Genomic DNA, 14770 nt, shown 5'->3' with positions numbered 1-14770 from the left:
CCCCTCACAGGTTGCGGAATCGGTCGTCGAGCTGCGAGGCGGCCAGGGCCCACCGGGCCCGCAGGAACTGCCAGTCGGAGAATTTGGAGTACTCGAAGGTCCCGGGGTCGACGCTGTTGACGTAGGCGCCGACCAGGCCCCAGCGCACGAGGTCGGCGATGCCGTAGACGCGGGCCCGGTCGAAGAGCTTCGCGTCCCACCTTCCCCAGGCGGACTCGAACAGCTCGCGTGCGTCGTCGTCGGAGGGGGCCAGTTCGGCGAGGACGGCCCCGATGTCCTGCAGCGGGTCCATGACCGCGGCGACATCCCAGTCGACCAGGTACGGCCGGCCGGCGGCGTCGATCAGGACGTTGGAGACGTTGCCGTCGCCGTGGCAGAACTCGGTGTCGTATCCGGTCGCTGCGATCCGCTGCTCGGCGTCATCGAGGACCCGCAGCATCCACGGAAGATCCTCGGGCAGCACGGTGGCCTGCCGTTCGGTGAGCGCGCGCAGGCTGCGGATGTCGTCGAACACCGTGGCGCGCCTGGGGTCGGGGACGGCGAGACGGTCCACGGTGCGGCGCAGCGCCAGGTAGCGGTGCACGAGCGGGTGGTCGAGGAAGTCGTGGAGCGTGGCGGTCTTGGCCCGGCCGGTGAAGTCCTCCAGCACCAGCGTGCGCGCTGCGGGGTCGGTGTGGAGCACTTGGGGTCCGATGCCGGCCTCTCCGGCGGCGCGGGCGGCCCCGAACACGGTGGGCAGGTGGAGGTAGGCGGCCGAGGCCGGCCGCGTCACCTTCACGAACGCACCCGGTGTGGCGCTGTGGGCGGGCAGGACGCGGTGGCGGTCGGAGTCCGCGCCCCACCAGCTGGGGCTGGCCATGGTGGGGGGCGCGGGCCGGATCAGCTCCGGGTCGACGGTCGTGGTCAAGGCGTCTCCTCGCAGGGGTCGTCGGGCGGGCGGCTTCAGGCCGGCACGTTGGTGCGGCCGGCGTCCCGGGGGACGAGGGGCCAGTCGGGGGTGAAGCCGCGGTGAGCCTCCAGGTAGCGCGTCACGGCCAGGACGCGCTGGTCGGCGAAGCGCGGCCCGACGACCTGAACGCCGACGGGCATCTGCTCGGCCATGCCGAAGCACAGTGCCGCGGCGGGCTGGCCGGTCTGGTTGAACCAGCAGGTGTAGAGGCAGTGGGCCAAAGGCCGCTCTACGTCGAGGCCTACGCTCTGGGCCGGGAACGCCACGACCGGCAGGACGGGAGCCAGCACGAGGTCGTAGGCGGCCAGATGCCGGGTGATGCGGTCGCGGGATCGGCCCACCAGGTGGGCGGCCCGTTCCAGGTCGGTGGCCGACAGGTGGTCGGCCCGCTGCGACCAGGCGACCAGCTCCGGCAGCACCCGGGCGCGCCCGGCGTCGTCGAAGGCCTCCCACTCGGTGCGCGCGCGGACCTGGAACAGCGTGTCGAGGGCCGGGTAGGGGTCCTCGTCGAAGGGCGGAGCCACCGTCTCCACGCTCGCACCCGCCGCCGCGAGCGTGTCCGCGGCCCGCCGCACCACCGCCGTGACGTCGTCGGACGCCCGGTGCCCGTAGCCCATGTCCAGCAGGACTGCGATCCGTGCCCCGCGCACGCCGGCGGCGGCGAGCAGGTCGGCGGCCGGGTCGAAGTCCTCGCCCGGCAGGGACAGTTCGTCGCGGGCATCGGGGCGCGCGATGACCGAGTACAGGTCGGCGAGCTCGCCGACGGTCCGTGCCATCGGTCCGGCCGAGCGGACGGTGCTGGAGGGCAGATGCGGGATGCGGCCCTGGGTCGGCTTGAGCGCCACCAGTCCGCAGTGACCGGCCGGCAGCCTCACGGACCCGGCGATGTCGGAGCCGACCGCCCCCCAGCCGATGCCCGCGGCCAGCGACGCGCCCGCCCCGGAACTCGACCCGCCGGGGCTGGCCGCCAGACCCCAGGGATTGCGGACGATGCCGTACAGGGAGCTGACCCCGGAGGCCAGCATGCCGAAGTCCGGCATCGTGGTCTTCCCCACGATCACAGCACCCGCTTCCCGCAGCCGGGCCGCCGGAGGCGAGTCGGCCTGGCAGTCGGGCAGGGTGTCGTTGGGGGCGGCCCCGTGCCGCCACGGCATTCCGACCGCCCGGACGCTGTCCTTGACCGTCACCGGGATACCGTCCAGCACGGACAGCGGCGAGCCCTTCTCCCACCGGCGCCCCGCCTCCTGAGCCGCATGCGCGGCCCGCTCCCGGTCGACGGCCACGACGGCGTTGAGGGCGCCGTTGACGGTGTCGATCTGGTCGAGCGCCGCCTGAAGGGCATCGAGCGGCGTGACGCTGCCGTCTGCGAACCCCTGCCGGAGCTCGGCTGCGGTCTGGGAGAGGAGCCGGTGCATGAATCGACCTTCCGGCGGAGAGGGAAGCAGGGGGACACCAAAAGGTTCACTTCAGACCATTACTGGTACCGATTGGTCTGCGTTTCCTGGATGTAAAAGGTCTGCTCCGGCCGTCGCCCGCAGCCCGCCGACGCGGGAAGATCTCCCCACCGCGAGCGGCCGACGAGAGGAACAACCGTGACATACGAAGAGGCCCACGAGACGGTCATGCGGCTCGCCGAGGACCTCACCGCGCGCTCGCAGGCCAAGCTGCCCTCCGAGCGGGAGCTGGCGGCCCGGCTGCAGATGTCGCGCACCACGGTGCGCAAGGTGCTGGCCGACCTGGAAGAGCGCGGCATCGTCCGCCGGGTGCAGGGCCGCTCCGGCGGCGCCTTCCTCACCGCCGTGGACACCAGCCTGAAAGGCCCGGAACAGGTCCAGACCCAGGGCATCCGGCGCAAGGTCCACCGCAGCCTCAACCAGGTCAGCGGCGTCCCGGAAATGCTCAAGACCCAGGGCTTCCGCTCCGGCACCCGGGTCATCGCCGCCACACTCGAACCACCCCTGCCCGAGGTCGCGGCCTTCCTCAGGCTGCGCCCCGGCGACCTGGCCGCCTCCATCCTGCGGCTGCGCTTCGCCGACGGCGACAGCCTGTCCCTGGAGCGCATGTACGTCAGCTCCCTGCGCTTCCCCGCCCTGATCGAGCGCGACCTCCAGGACTCGATGTACGAACTGTTCGAGACGCAGTACGGCGCGAGCGTGGGACGGGTCGAGGAGACGATCGAGGCCGCACCCGCCCCGCCCCCAGTCGCCCAGCTGCTCGGCTGCTCGGACGGCGACCCGCTGCTGAAACTGACCCGCCGGGCCTACGACTCACAAGGCGCCCCGCTGGAGTACTCCCTCGACCTGTTCCGCTCCGACCGGACCCGGCTGACCGTGCAGACCAGCAACCCCGCCCACCGGGTCCGCTCCGAAGCCACCGAGACCACGAACAGGGACCACTGAAGGACCATTTACGCGCCCGTAAAAGACCGACCACGCCACCAGTAATGGTCTGCTCCCACTCTGAACGGCATCCCCCAGGGAGAAACCGACTGGCGTCGACGGCGGCCCCCCACGCCACTCCCTGACAGGCATCCCCTGCCACTCCAGGTGAGATCAACCGCGAGGTGGACCGTGAAAACCCTCATCAAAGGCCTGCCGCCGGCAGCCATCCAGACGGCCTTCGGCCTCGTCTACGCCATCACCCTGCTGATGACCCTGTGCCCGCCCCTGTACCTGGCCGCCAGCGGCGTGCGCACCACCGTGCTGGGCATCCCCTTCAGCATCTTCTACTGGATCGCCGGCTCCGCGATCACCGGCCTGGCGCTGTGGGCCAAGTACGCCGTGGAGCACATCCGCGGTGAACTCGACGAGGAGATCATCCCCGCAGCCGCCGCCGTCGGCGCCACCGAGGAGAGCATCGCATGATCACTACGCTCGCCATGCTGACGGTGTTCTACGGCATCGTCATCGGCATCCTCTACGCCACCCAGCAGGGTGCGAAGCCCACGTTCAACGAGTACGCGGTGGGCGGCCGCAGCTACGGCCCCTGGTACGTGGCCATGTCCTACGTCAACTCCTGGTGGCCGGGCGCCACGTTCATCGCGTTCTTCGGCCTGGCCGCCGGGGCCGGTGTCTTCGGCCTGTACGGGCTGGCCTACTCCATCCTCGGCGTGACCGTCATGTACCTCATGGCCACCCGCGCCTGGCGGTGGGGCGCCAAGTACAACCTGCGCACCCAGCCGGACCTGCTCGGCATGCGCTACAAGTCCCCGGCCGTGAAGTTCATCGCCAGCGTCATCGGCGTCGTCTCGCTCTTCCCCTGGGTCGTCCTGGGCATGCAGGCCCTGGCCAGCCTCTTCGAGATCGCCAGCAACGGCGCCTGGTCGCTGACCGCTTGCCTGGTCATCGGCCTGGCGGTCATCGTCATCCGCCAGTTCTGGACCGTCAAGATGGGCATGCGCGGCCTGATCATGACCGACATGTTCCAGGGCGTCGTCGCCTACGTCGTCTCCGTCCTCGTCTGCGTGATCATGCTGACCGGCGCAGGCGGCTCCCCGATCAGCTTCGCCGACCTCTCACGGGTCGGAGAGAGCGTCCTGACACTCCCGGGCGACGGCGGCACGTATGGGCCCTGGTACATCGCCAGCCTCATCTTCACCGGCGTCGTCGGCTCGCTGTGCTGGCCGACCAGCTTCCAGCGCATCTACACCGCCGCCAGCGTCCGCTCCGTGAAGGCCGGCACCGTCCGCACGATCCTCATCTCCGGCGCCTTCTACACCCTGCTCATGCTCGTCGGCATCGCCGCCACCCAGATCCCCGAAGTGGCCAAGGACCCGCAGAACGGCTGGTTCACCCTGCTGGGTCAGTTCGGCGGCACCTGGATGCTGGGCCTTGCCGTCGTCATCGTCTTCGCCGCCTCCATGGGCCACATCGACGGCGCGGTCCAGGTGTGCGGCCTGCAGATCGCCAACGACATCATCAACAGCGGCAAGCGCAAGTTCACCGACACCCAGCTGACCACGATCGCCAAGACCAGCATGATCGCCTTCATGGCCCTGGCCGCCGTGGTCGCCTACCTCACCTTCCACATGAGCCGGCTCCAGCTCCTGGCCCAGATCTCCTACCAGGGCATCGTCCAGCTCGGCGTGCCGCTGTTCCTGGGCATCTTCTGGCGCTGGGGCAACAAGTACGGCGCCATCTCCGGCATGGTGTCCGGCTTCGCCGTCGCCGGGATCCTGACGATGATCTACCCCGACGACATCCGCGTCCTGGGCAGCATCACCGGCGGCATCATCGGCTTCGCCGTCAACCTCGCCGTCTTCCTCATCGTCTCCGCGATCACCGGCCAGACCGCGCAGGAACGCGACCGCGTGGCCCAGCTGTTCCAGGCCGCCAAGCGAGCCGTACCGCAGACCGGCCAGACACAGCCCAGCGCTCCTGCCCTCGTACCCGAGGCGGACCCTGCTGCTTGACGCTGTTATCGGGCAGCTGTCGTCACGTGGTGTTGCCCGGCAACACCGTTGGCCAGGACTCAAGGCCCACACCATGTTGACGCGCCGGCGGGTGAGCGAGCACGGTCTGGACGTGCCGCTCGCCCGCCAGCGCGTCTGCGGTTGCAGACCTTCCGCGAGTGCGGGTCGTAGAGGACGCTGACCGGCGCGGAGAAATCAGACGCCCGACAAAGTCAGCCGAGTACGTACTCCTGGGCGGCGACGGCTGCAGCGCCCCGGGCCCATGCGGAGAACCCCGGGTCGCGGCTGAGCAGCTCGACTGGGGCCGCCCCGTCGGGCCGCATCCGTGCCATTCCCTGCTCGACCTCCCGACGCGCCGTGTCGAGCAGACCGACGCCCTCGCCCGCGAGAACAAGGGTGTCGCTGAACGTCACGCTGGCCACCGTGCTGAGAAAGACTCCGAGGGCCCGGCCGGAGCTTCGTACCACCTCACCGGCGACGGGATCGTCTGCCGCGGCCAGTTGGAGCACCTCCGCGTACGAGACCGGCCGGCGCAGACCCATTGATGCCTGGGAGGTGATCGCGCTGACGGTGAGCATGGCCTCTGCGCATCCACGGTGGCCCTGAGGACACATCGGGCCGACGGGATCGACGGTGATGTGGCCGACCATGCTGCGTCCCATGTCCGTGCTGAGCACCACTGCACCGCTGGCAACGAGGCCATGTCCCACGCTGGCCCCGATGGTCACCACTGCGAACGTGTCCACCGTGCGTCCCGCCCCGTACCACTGCTCAGCACGGGTCAGTGCCACGACGTCGTTCTCCAGGATGACCGGCACCCCGAGCCGGGCCTTGAGTAGGTCGGCGAGCGGCACCTGCTTCCATCCCAGGTAGGGCGACACCGCGAGCACCCGTCGGTCGAGGATGCGGCCGCCCAGCGCGACACCCACGCCGTTGAGCGCGCTGCCATCGGCGAGTCGGTGCACCGTGTCGACCACTGCCGACACGACAGCCTCCACGTCGTGTGATGGCAAGGGTGCGCTCGAGCGTGCGACTTCCTCAGCACGCAGGGTTGTCAGGACGGCGTACACCGCGTCTTCAGTGATCTTCACGCCGACAACGCGGTGCGCTGAAGGCGCGACGTCCAGCGGCTGGCTGGGCCGTCCTCGTCCGGCCGCGGGCTCCGGCGATGCTTCGACGAGGAAGCCCGAGGCCAGCATCGGTCTGGTGAGGCGCGAAAGACTGCCCGAGGACAGACCCACCCGGCGTGCGAGCTCCGCCCGCGAGAGCGGTCCGCGCAGAAGGACCTCAAGGGCCACGGCGCGCGAGGAGACGTCAGCCAGGGTGTCTGCCGGCAGCCAGGTCATGCTTCTCTCATTTCGCGTTGCAGAGGCACATATTCACCCTGGACCCATCATGCCAGACGGGGCGCCGCGCGATGCTTGACCTCGATTATGTTCTGGAGTAGAGATAATTCCAGCTTCGAACGCCGGAACACGAAGGAAGAGGAGTGACCCTTGCAGCGCCTTGAGGTCCACGACGCGGCACGGCCAGCAGGCGCCCCCCGCCGCCCCGGTCACATAGACCTGCGTGCCGGAGGTGTCCAGCTGGTGCTGGACACCTCCCGCGACGTGCTGCCCAGCGTGCTGCACTGGGGCGCCGACCTGGGCACTCTCACCGACGCGGACATAGAGCAACTCCGGCAGGCGAGCGTGATACCCGACGTGCTGGCCCCGGTACAGGGGGACTACGTCGTCTCCCTCCTTCCTGAGCCGAGCAGTGGGTGGGTCGGCACCCCGGGAGTCTCCGGCCACCGCGATGGCGCGGACTTCTCCACACGCTTCGTCACGACGGCCGTCCAGGTGACAACGCTCCAGAGCGACGCCGTGATCGCCCACCGCGTACTGATCGAGGCGCGGGACGCCGTCAGTGCCCTCGGCCTCGCCCTGGAGATCGAGATGGCCCATTCCGGCCTGCTACGCCTGCGGGCATCCGTCACGAACACCGGGAACGGCGTATACGACGTGCTCGGCGTCGACCTGGCGCTGCCGGTTCCGGAAGTGGCGACCGAGCTGCTTGACCTGGCCGGACGCTGGGCCCGCGAGCGCGCCCAGCAGCGATCGCCGTTCACGCACGGCACCCACCTTCGCGAGTCGCGTCGCGCCGCCGGACATGACGCCAGCACGGTCCTCGCAGCAGGCACAGCCGGCTTCGGTCACCGGGCCGGCGAGGTCTACGCGATCCACCTCGGCTGGTCCGGCCACTCCCGCATGCTCGCGGAACGCAACTCCACGGGTGCCGCGCTGCTCGCGGCGGGTGAACTGCTGCTGCCCGGCGAGGTGCGCCTGGCCCACGGCGAGGACTACACATCGCCGTGGCTGTATGCCTCGTACGGCATCGGGACGGACGAGATGGCGGGCCGCTTCCACGACTTCCTCCGCTCACGCCCACAGCATCCGAAGAGTCCGCGGCCCGTCACCCTCAACGTATGGGAGGCCGTCTACTTCGACCATTCCCTGACGCGTCTGACCGAGCTGGCTGCCATCGCGGCCGACGTGGGCGTCGAGCGCTTTGTGCTCGACGACGGCTGGTTCCGCCACCGCCGCAACGACACGGCAGGGCTCGGCGACTGGTTCGTCGACGAGGACGTCTGGCCCCACGGACTGACCCCCCTCATCGACCGCGTCCAGGCCCTGGGCATGCAGTTCGGCCTGTGGTTCGAACCCGAGATGATCAACGAGGACTCCGACCTGGCACGGGCCCACCCCGAGTGGATCATGGGCCCGGGTGAACGCCTGCCGCTCCCGCGCCGCCACCAGCAAGTCCTCAACCTCGCCATCCCAGAGTGCTACCAGTGGATCCGCGACCGTATGCACGCGCTTCTCACCGAGTACCCGATCGACTACGTCAAATGGGATCACAATCGTCCCCTGATCGAGGCCGGTGATCGCAGGACCCGGCGCGCATCGGTCCACCAGCAGACGCTGGCGGTCTACCAGCTCGTCGACGAACTGCGGGAGCTGCACCCCGGCCTGGAGATCGAGTCCTGTGCCAGCGGCGGTGGGCGCATCGACCTCGGGATGATGCAGCACGCCGACCGGGTCTGGGCCTCCGACTGCATCGACCCGCTGGAGCGCCAGCTCATCGAGGAAGGCACCGCGCTGCTGCTGCCGCCGGAAATGGTCGGATCGCACGTTGCTTCCCCTCTGAGCCACACCACCGGCCGCTCACACAGCCTCGACTTCCGGGCCGCGAACGCCTTCTTCTCCCACATGGGCGTCGAGTGGGACCTGACCTCGGCAGCGCCAGCCGAACGGCAGCACCTGGCGGAGTGGATCACGGCACACAAACGACACCGTCCGCTGCTGCACACCGGCCGGGTCGTCCAGAGCGACCAGCCCGACCCGGCCTACCGTGTGCGCGGCGTCGTCGCGAAGGACGGTGGCGAAGCAATCTACGCAGTCGTCGCACTGCGCACGGCAATGACGGCCGCGCCTGGCCGGGTCCGCCTGCCCGGGCTGGACCCCGCGACGCGCTACGAGGTGACGCCCCTGGCGCCGGGCGACACCCTGGGAGGGCGCACCGGCGACGACGGCCTGGCCTGGTGGCAGCATGGCCTGACACTTCCCGGCACGGTCATCAGCCGAGTCGGGATCCAGGGACCGGCGCTCAACCCGGAGCAGTCAGCACTCATCCACGTCCGGCGTCTACAGGACTCCGACCTGCACGCAGACCATCGCGAAGCGTGATGGCCACCAGACCAGAGCCCCCGTCCTTGCGCGCATCACCATGGTGATGCGCGGCCCGGTCAGCCTGTCGGCAACGGCGACCGTCCAGGGCCCAGGACCGTTCCGGAGTCGTCGGGGCGTGAGTCACCGGGAGGCCGGCACCTGCGTCGCCGCCACGGCAGAGGCATGCCACGGCACGGCATCATCGGGCGCGAAACCGGGCCGAGCGTTCTCGCCCGGCCGCGCTCCGGCCCGACCCACGCGCTACCAGCGGCCCTCCCCCTTCTTCGCCGCCGAGGTGCATCCAAGCCCTGGCCGTTCCGGACTCTCGTGCTCGTACGGAAAATCCGTGCCGCCGGGAACGTACCCGGCACGACGGTGCGCCGACGCAGTGATCAGTTAGGAAAGGACCATCCGTGACCGACCCGGGCCTCATCCTTGGGCTCTCGTTCAGGATCTTCGTGGCCATAGTGCTGGGCGCGGCGATCGGCATGGAACGGCAGTGGCGTCTGCGCACCGCGGGCATCCGTACCAACGCCCTGGTCTCCGTCGGCGCGTGCCTGTTCGTCTTCATGGGGGCCGTCGGGCTCGGCGAGAACCCAGGCGCAGACCCCACACGTGTGGCGGCCCAGGTCGTGTCCGGCATCGGTTTCCTCGGAGCCGGCGTGATCCTGCGGGACGGGATCAACATCCGAGGACTGACCACGGCCGCGACCCTGTGGTGCGCCGCGGCGATCGGCTCCCTCGCCGGGGCCGGCATGGAGGTCATGGCGCTCATCGGATGCACGGCGATCATCGCGACCAACACGCTGCTGCGTCCGCTCAGCCGGTTCGTCAACGGCCGCCAGCGCCAGGCCGGGGAGCCACTGCAGCAGGCGGACGACGCGGACGTGCCGACCGATTTCATCCTTGAGGTCGCCACGTCCGACAAGAGCGAACCCCGCATCAGAGCTCTGGTTCTGCAGGCAGTCGACCGACCGGAGTACACACTGCGCTCCCTCGACATACGGCCCGGAAAGAATTCGCAGACGAAGGTCATGGCGGGTGTGTCCGCGCAGCACGCCGGTGACACGGCAGGTCTGGAAGTAGCCGTTCAGAGGATCAGCCTGGACCCGAAGGTGACCTCCAGCAGGTGGTGGCCCGCCGAGACCGACGACTGAAAGGGCCGACGGCGCGCACACGGTTACGGCAGGAACCACCCGGAACCGGCGCCCACCGATGGCGGCAGACGTCGTGAATGCTCCGAGCACCCACCGGCAGCCATACAGACAGATCAGGAACGCCCGGACATCGCGCCACTCATGTCGCCCCACAGCGAGACGACGACAGCACGTGCAGGGTGTTGCACGTGGACGAACAGGATTGACCTTCTGCCGGCGCGATGAACGACGGCCAGGAATGGCGTAGCCCCGGTCCGGCCTGCGCGTGCGCAGCCCCGTGTCATCGCCGCTCCCGCTCCCCGGTATGGCACACCAGCCTTGCCCGGCTGGTCTCATCGGCGCCGGCAAACGCTGCCACAGGAAGCGCACTCAGCCGAAACTTCCCGTCACACCTCCAAACGGGGATGTCCTGCCCGAAACAGCGGCCCGCCTGGACGCCCGGCTCGACAAGGCGACCGGCGGTAGGGCCCTGCACGCGGTCGGCGACGTCACCGTCAGCACTTTCGCAGCGACCTGCGAGAGGATTCATTCGTGCCGCTCCCGGCGAAAGTGTCCCGTGTGCGGACCACAGCAGCTCTGGCCTGCTCTAAGGTCTGATCAGGCACGTTTCGGCCACCTGCTGCGGCGGTGACCCCCGTTCCCTGAGCGATGGGGCCGCGAACAGTTATAGTTACCGGAAGGGAACGTTCCCGGGTAGCGTATTGACAGCACCATATCCACGTGGTTGAGGTAGGGACGGATGGCGAGGGCCCGCGGCAAGGCACCGACGATTTTGGACATCGCTGCTGAGGCGGGGGTTTCCAAGTCAGCTGTGTCCCGTGCACTGTCGGGGCAAGGAGAAGTCAGCCCAGAGACCCGGGAGAAGGTCGAGCGCGCGGCATCCAAGCTCGGATACGTCGCCAACGCTATGGCCAGAGGACTGGTCAGCTCGCGTACCAAGACGGTCGGTGTTCTGGTGCGCGACATAACTCGCCCGTACTACGCGTGGCTGCAGGTGGCCATGCAACTCGCGGCGGAGGAGCGCGGCTATCAGACGGTGACCGCAACGAGTGCCGGCGACGACCTCGGGGTCGCTGACCCGCTGCGGGCACTGAGACATCTGGTCTCCCTGCAGATCGACGGTCTCGTCGTAGCGTCACCCCGTCTGCCGTCGGAGCAGATCGTCCCTTACATCGACCGTGTTCCCACTGTGGTGGCGTGCCGACGCGAAACCAGCCGAGGTGTCACGAGCGTCTTCTGCGACAACGCCGACGGCGGCCGGACGCTGGCGGACCACCTGCTGGGACTCGGCCACGAACGCATCGCGATCATCCTGGTGGACCAGCAGTACTCGCTGAGCCAGCACGCCCGCGGCATTGCCATGATCGAGCGTGTACGGGCTGCGGGGAAACAGGCCGTGGTCTGGGAGGCCGGAAACGACAGAGGGGCAGCAGCCGTCGTGGCACCCCGGATCGACGATACCGACGTCACGGCCATCATGTGCCCGACGGACGAGGCCGTGATGGCCGTCCTTGAAGTGCTGCGCCAGCGGGGCAAGTCCGCCCCGGAGGACTTTGCTGTCACTGGATTTGACGGATTCGGGCCGCTGGCCGCTCCCTATCTGGGTATCACCACCTTCCGGCAGCCGGTGGAAGAACTCGGCAGAACCTCGATTGATCTGCTGCTCGACCGGCTCGAAGGAAAGACCCACCAGGATCGCCTGGTAGAGCTCAGGGGCAGCTTCGTAGAAGGCAGGACGGCATCCCGGGGCCAGAGGCCATGAGACCCCGGCGTGCCCTCTTCGCCGCTCTCCGCCCCCCGAGATCCAGGCGGGCGTGCTCCGCGCGACGACGACGGGGGAGGCGCTGCGCATCACGCCCCTTCCCGGATCCGTCACGCGATACGCCGAGGCCGCTGGCCTGAGCATGCCCATGCTCCGCTGATCTGTGCGGTTGTACGGACCCTCGTCAACACCCGAGTTCCGAGTTCTCTTGGCTCCGACGGCCGTTCGACCGGAGAGCCTGTAAGTCGCCTACGCACACGCACAGCCAGCGAGAAGCGGCCGTCAGGGACTCGAGTGAACTGTCGTGCACCGGGTTCGGGCCTGGTGCCAAAAGATCTTGACGCGGTAGTACCCACGGAAGTCCCTGCAGACGTCTCCGCGATGCCAGGCCGCGTTCGTCATCGTGTTGTTGTCTGATGGCGGGCATTTCGCGCACGATGAGCGGCGTCCGCCGTCCAGGTCCGCAGCGCAGGTGCCGGCAGGCCCGCAGCCGTCGATCCCCGTCGGATGCCACCGCCTGAACAGGGCATGAGGATCCAGACCTATCCGCCGGACGGTCACCTCCGGTCTGGCTGTGTCCCTGCTGAAAGCCGCGGCGGTCCTCACAGCACGCTCGCACGCGCTCTCTCGCCGTTTCGTATGCCGACCGGCCGAAGTGCGCACTCGGACCGGCCGCCCGCCCTGCGACACCAGCACCCTGGCCTGAGATCCGCTCGTGCCTGCGGTGACGGCCTCGAGTGTGAACCTCGTGAGAGCGCCTTCGTCTCCGGTGGCTGCGGAGACTCCCATGTGCGCCCGGCGTCCTTTGGCCCATCACCCCAAGGGACGCGGAACATGGCCCCCGTGATCAGCGCCTGGCCGCCGACGAGCGCCACGATCTCCATGCAGGCTCCGGCCACAGAGCCAGCCAGAAGTAGCACACCGCAAGACCGCTGCCGGCTGGCTCTGACGGTGAAGCCGTCGTGCAAGGCCGGGCCGACCCCGCCGAAGCCGATACAGGAGACGACCCGGGCCGCCCACGCGCGTGAGACGGGTGCCGGGGACGCTCTGGCCGCCGGCAACCGCGGCGAGGGACACCGGCACTTTCAGGGAGACCAGGATGCCGACGCGGATGTCCGTAATGCGCAGACACCTGCCATGCGGGACCTGCTGCTGCGCCCGGCACCGTGGCGACCAGGAACCTACGTGCGCGCGCGAACGGCCCCGGGGGCATGCACGAAGCGATCCGGCCCTGAACGAACGGGAAAAATTGATGAACAAGGGATTTCCAGCAACACACGCGCCGGGAACGCTCCCGATCTGAGGGCATGCCGATCGCGCCTCAAGATAAGGGCATCTGATGACAATAAGGTGCATCGTATGCACCAGGGCCTTGTCAGCGGGAAGCCGTCCTGTTAATTTACCGGCAACAACACCCGGGAACGTTCCCGCGTGAGTTGCCTACAAGACGATCACGCACAACGTCCCCTCTCCGGCCCTGGGAATGCCCTCCGGCCTGAGGCGCTCCCACGATCATGCGAGCAGAAGAACAATCCAGTTGGATCGCTTATGAGGCAGAAGAGGGCGGTCTGTGACTTCCCGGAGTGACCCGATCGCGGCGCGATGAATGACCGCGCCTCACCGGGGGGAGGGCAGGGCCGGGGACAGTCACCTGAAGCCCGGCGGTGATCCGTGGGGCAGCAGGCGTGGAAGTGGCTTCTGGTGCCGCACTTCGCCCGGCCGGACGCGGCGACCCTGATCGCCCTCACCCAAGAGCCGCTGTGGGAGTCGTTCTCCTACTCGGCGCCGCAGCGGAACACCGGCCCGCCCCGGGCGAACCCGGGCGGCTTCGAAAACTACGTCAACGAGTTCAAGGCGGTAGAGGAGTGGTCATGACCGCACCAGCGACGGCTCAACGCTCACGGAGGTGGCGTCGCAACGGGATCGGACCGTGGCTGGCGTTGCCGGCGTTGCTGCTGCTCGGGACGTTCATCTTCCGCCCCCTCCTCCGCTCAGTGGAGCTCAGCGCCTACGCAAGCGACATTCTCGGAAACCCGACCCGTTTCGTGGGATTCGGCAATTACGTCTCTCTGCTGACGGACCCGGACTTCCTCTACACCGTCTTCATCTCGGCACTGATCGCGGTGCTGGGAATGGTCCTCGCGACCGGCAGCGCACTGGTGGTCGTCATCCTGCTCCGCGCGCATCTCCTCGGCCGCGGACTGTTCACCATCATCTTTTCGTTGCCGTTCGCCTATTCCGCGGCATCCGCCTCCGCGATCTTCGCCGGCCTGTTCGCGCCCACGGTCGGCATCCTGAACATCATCCTCTCCGGTATCGGCGTCGACGGTCCCGAGTGGCTCAGCAGGCCGACCGCAGCCATCTGGGCGATCGCCATCGCCACAGCCTGGTATGAGTTCGGCTTCGCGTTCCTGGTGCTCACAGCCGCGATCCGCGATGTCCCGCCCGAAGTGATCGAGGCGGCTCAGCTCGACGGTGCGGGAGGTTTCCGGCTCGCGTCACGGATCCTTGTGCCGATCATGCGGCCCAGCATCCTGTTCCTCGTGGTCACCCAGACCATCGCGGGTCTGCAGTCCTTCGCGCAGATTCAGGTCTTGACCCGGGGCGGGCCTGCCGGAGCGACGACAACGTTCATCTACCGGCTGTATCAGCTGGCCTTCGGCAACGGAACTCCGGACTTCGGCCGCGCGTCAGCGGTGGCAATCGTGCTGATCCTCATCGTGGCACTCATCACCCTCATCCAGTTCCGACTCCTCGGAATCGACAAGAACGCATGACTAC

Annotated in this window: 11 protein-coding genes; 8 read left to right on the top strand and 3 right to left on the bottom strand. The window is 68.6% G+C overall.

Translation table 11 applies throughout. The annotated features are described in order from the left end of the window. Window positions 1-4: 4 nt before the first annotated feature. Together ACIQPR_RS09385 and ACIQPR_RS09380 are read right to left on the bottom strand one after the other, a co-directional pair. The gene (locus ACIQPR_RS09385; RefSeq protein ID WP_403644375.1) at window positions 5-907 is read right to left on the bottom strand and encodes a phosphotransferase family protein; all 903 of its coding nucleotides are present in this window, start codon (window positions 905-907) and stop codon (window positions 5-7) included. Between the two features lie 35 nt (window positions 908-942). Continuing rightward, complete coding sequence (locus ACIQPR_RS09380; RefSeq protein WP_403644373.1) at window positions 943-2364, bottom strand: amidase family protein; 1422 nt, start codon at window positions 2362-2364, stop codon at window positions 943-945. Between the two features lie 177 nt (window positions 2365-2541). Here ACIQPR_RS09380 and ACIQPR_RS09375 point away from each other — a divergent pair, with 177 nt between their 5' ends. The 3 genes from ACIQPR_RS09375 (at window position 2542) to ACIQPR_RS09365 (ending at window position 5360) form a co-directional block, all read left to right on the top strand. Further along, window positions 2542-3348, top strand: coding sequence for a GntR family transcriptional regulator (locus ACIQPR_RS09375; protein ID WP_403644370.1), 807 nt, complete (start codon window positions 2542-2544; stop codon window positions 3346-3348). Window positions 3349-3519: 171 nt separating this feature from the next. Next, entirely contained in the window at window positions 3520-3813 is a 294-nt protein-coding gene (locus ACIQPR_RS09370) for a hypothetical protein (RefSeq protein ID WP_403644368.1), read from the top strand. Then, complete coding sequence (locus ACIQPR_RS09365; protein WP_403644365.1) at window positions 3810-5360, top strand: sodium:solute symporter; 1551 nt, start codon at window positions 3810-3812, stop codon at window positions 5358-5360. Before ACIQPR_RS09370 ends, ACIQPR_RS09365 begins: the two co-directional genes overlap by 4 nt. A gap of 212 nt (window positions 5361-5572) precedes the next feature. Here the strand turns inward: ACIQPR_RS09365 and ACIQPR_RS09360 are convergent, their stop codons facing one another. After that, a complete protein-coding gene (locus ACIQPR_RS09360) occupies window positions 5573-6706 on the bottom strand; it encodes an ROK family protein (RefSeq protein WP_403644362.1) in 1134 nt (377 codons plus the stop codon). A gap of 150 nt (window positions 6707-6856) precedes the next feature. Between ACIQPR_RS09360 and ACIQPR_RS09355 the strand changes: the two genes are divergently transcribed. The 5 genes from ACIQPR_RS09355 to ACIQPR_RS09335 all read left to right on the top strand — a co-directional run bounded on the left by ACIQPR_RS09355 (window position 6857) and on the right by ACIQPR_RS09335 (window position 14766). Beyond that, window positions 6857-9088 (top strand): alpha-galactosidase, encoded by a 2232-nt coding sequence (locus ACIQPR_RS09355; RefSeq protein WP_403644359.1) that lies wholly within the window; start codon window positions 6857-6859, stop codon window positions 9086-9088. Between the two features lie 395 nt (window positions 9089-9483). Continuing rightward, window positions 9484-10227 (top strand): MgtC/SapB family protein, encoded by a 744-nt coding sequence (locus tag ACIQPR_RS09350; protein WP_403644357.1) that lies wholly within the window; start codon window positions 9484-9486, stop codon window positions 10225-10227. Window positions 10228-10966: 739 nt separating this feature from the next. Then, window positions 10967-11989: a LacI family DNA-binding transcriptional regulator gene (locus tag ACIQPR_RS09345; RefSeq protein ID WP_403644354.1), complete on the top strand. Its 1023-nt coding sequence runs from the start codon at window positions 10967-10969 to the stop codon at window positions 11987-11989. 1671 nt (window positions 11990-13660) lie between these two features. After that, window positions 13661-13864, top strand: a complete 204-nt coding sequence (locus ACIQPR_RS09340) for a hypothetical protein (protein WP_403644351.1) — start codon at window positions 13661-13663, stop codon at window positions 13862-13864. Next, entirely contained in the window at window positions 13861-14766 is a 906-nt protein-coding gene (locus tag ACIQPR_RS09335; RefSeq protein WP_403644348.1) for a carbohydrate ABC transporter permease, read from the top strand. Before ACIQPR_RS09340 ends, ACIQPR_RS09335 begins: the two co-directional genes overlap by 4 nt. Window positions 14767-14770 lie beyond the last annotated feature (4 nt).

The organism is Streptomyces sp. NPDC091280 (genome assembly GCF_044768565.1).
Lineage (GTDB): Bacteria > Actinomycetota > Actinomycetes > Streptomycetales > Streptomycetaceae > Streptomyces.
The sequence above is the reverse complement of the archived record's forward strand: the minus strand, read 5'-3'. Positions and strand labels throughout refer to the sequence as shown.

Coding starts and splice junctions, on each gene's coding strand:
- ACIQPR_RS09380 (WP_403644373.1), bottom strand. CDS start 2,364: ATGCACCGGCTCCTCTCCCAGACCGCAGCCGAGCTCCGGCAGGGGTTC.
- ACIQPR_RS09360 (WP_403644362.1), bottom strand. CDS start 6,706: ATGACCTGGCTGCCGGCAGACACCCTGGCTGACGTCTCCTCGCGCGCC.
- ACIQPR_RS09335 (WP_403644348.1), top strand. CDS start 13,861: ATGACCGCACCAGCGACGGCTCAACGCTCACGGAGGTGGCGTCGCAAC.
- ACIQPR_RS09345 (WP_403644354.1), top strand. CDS start 10,967: ATGGCGAGGGCCCGCGGCAAGGCACCGACGATTTTGGACATCGCTGCT.
- ACIQPR_RS09365 (WP_403644365.1), top strand. CDS start 3,810: ATGATCACTACGCTCGCCATGCTGACGGTGTTCTACGGCATCGTCATC.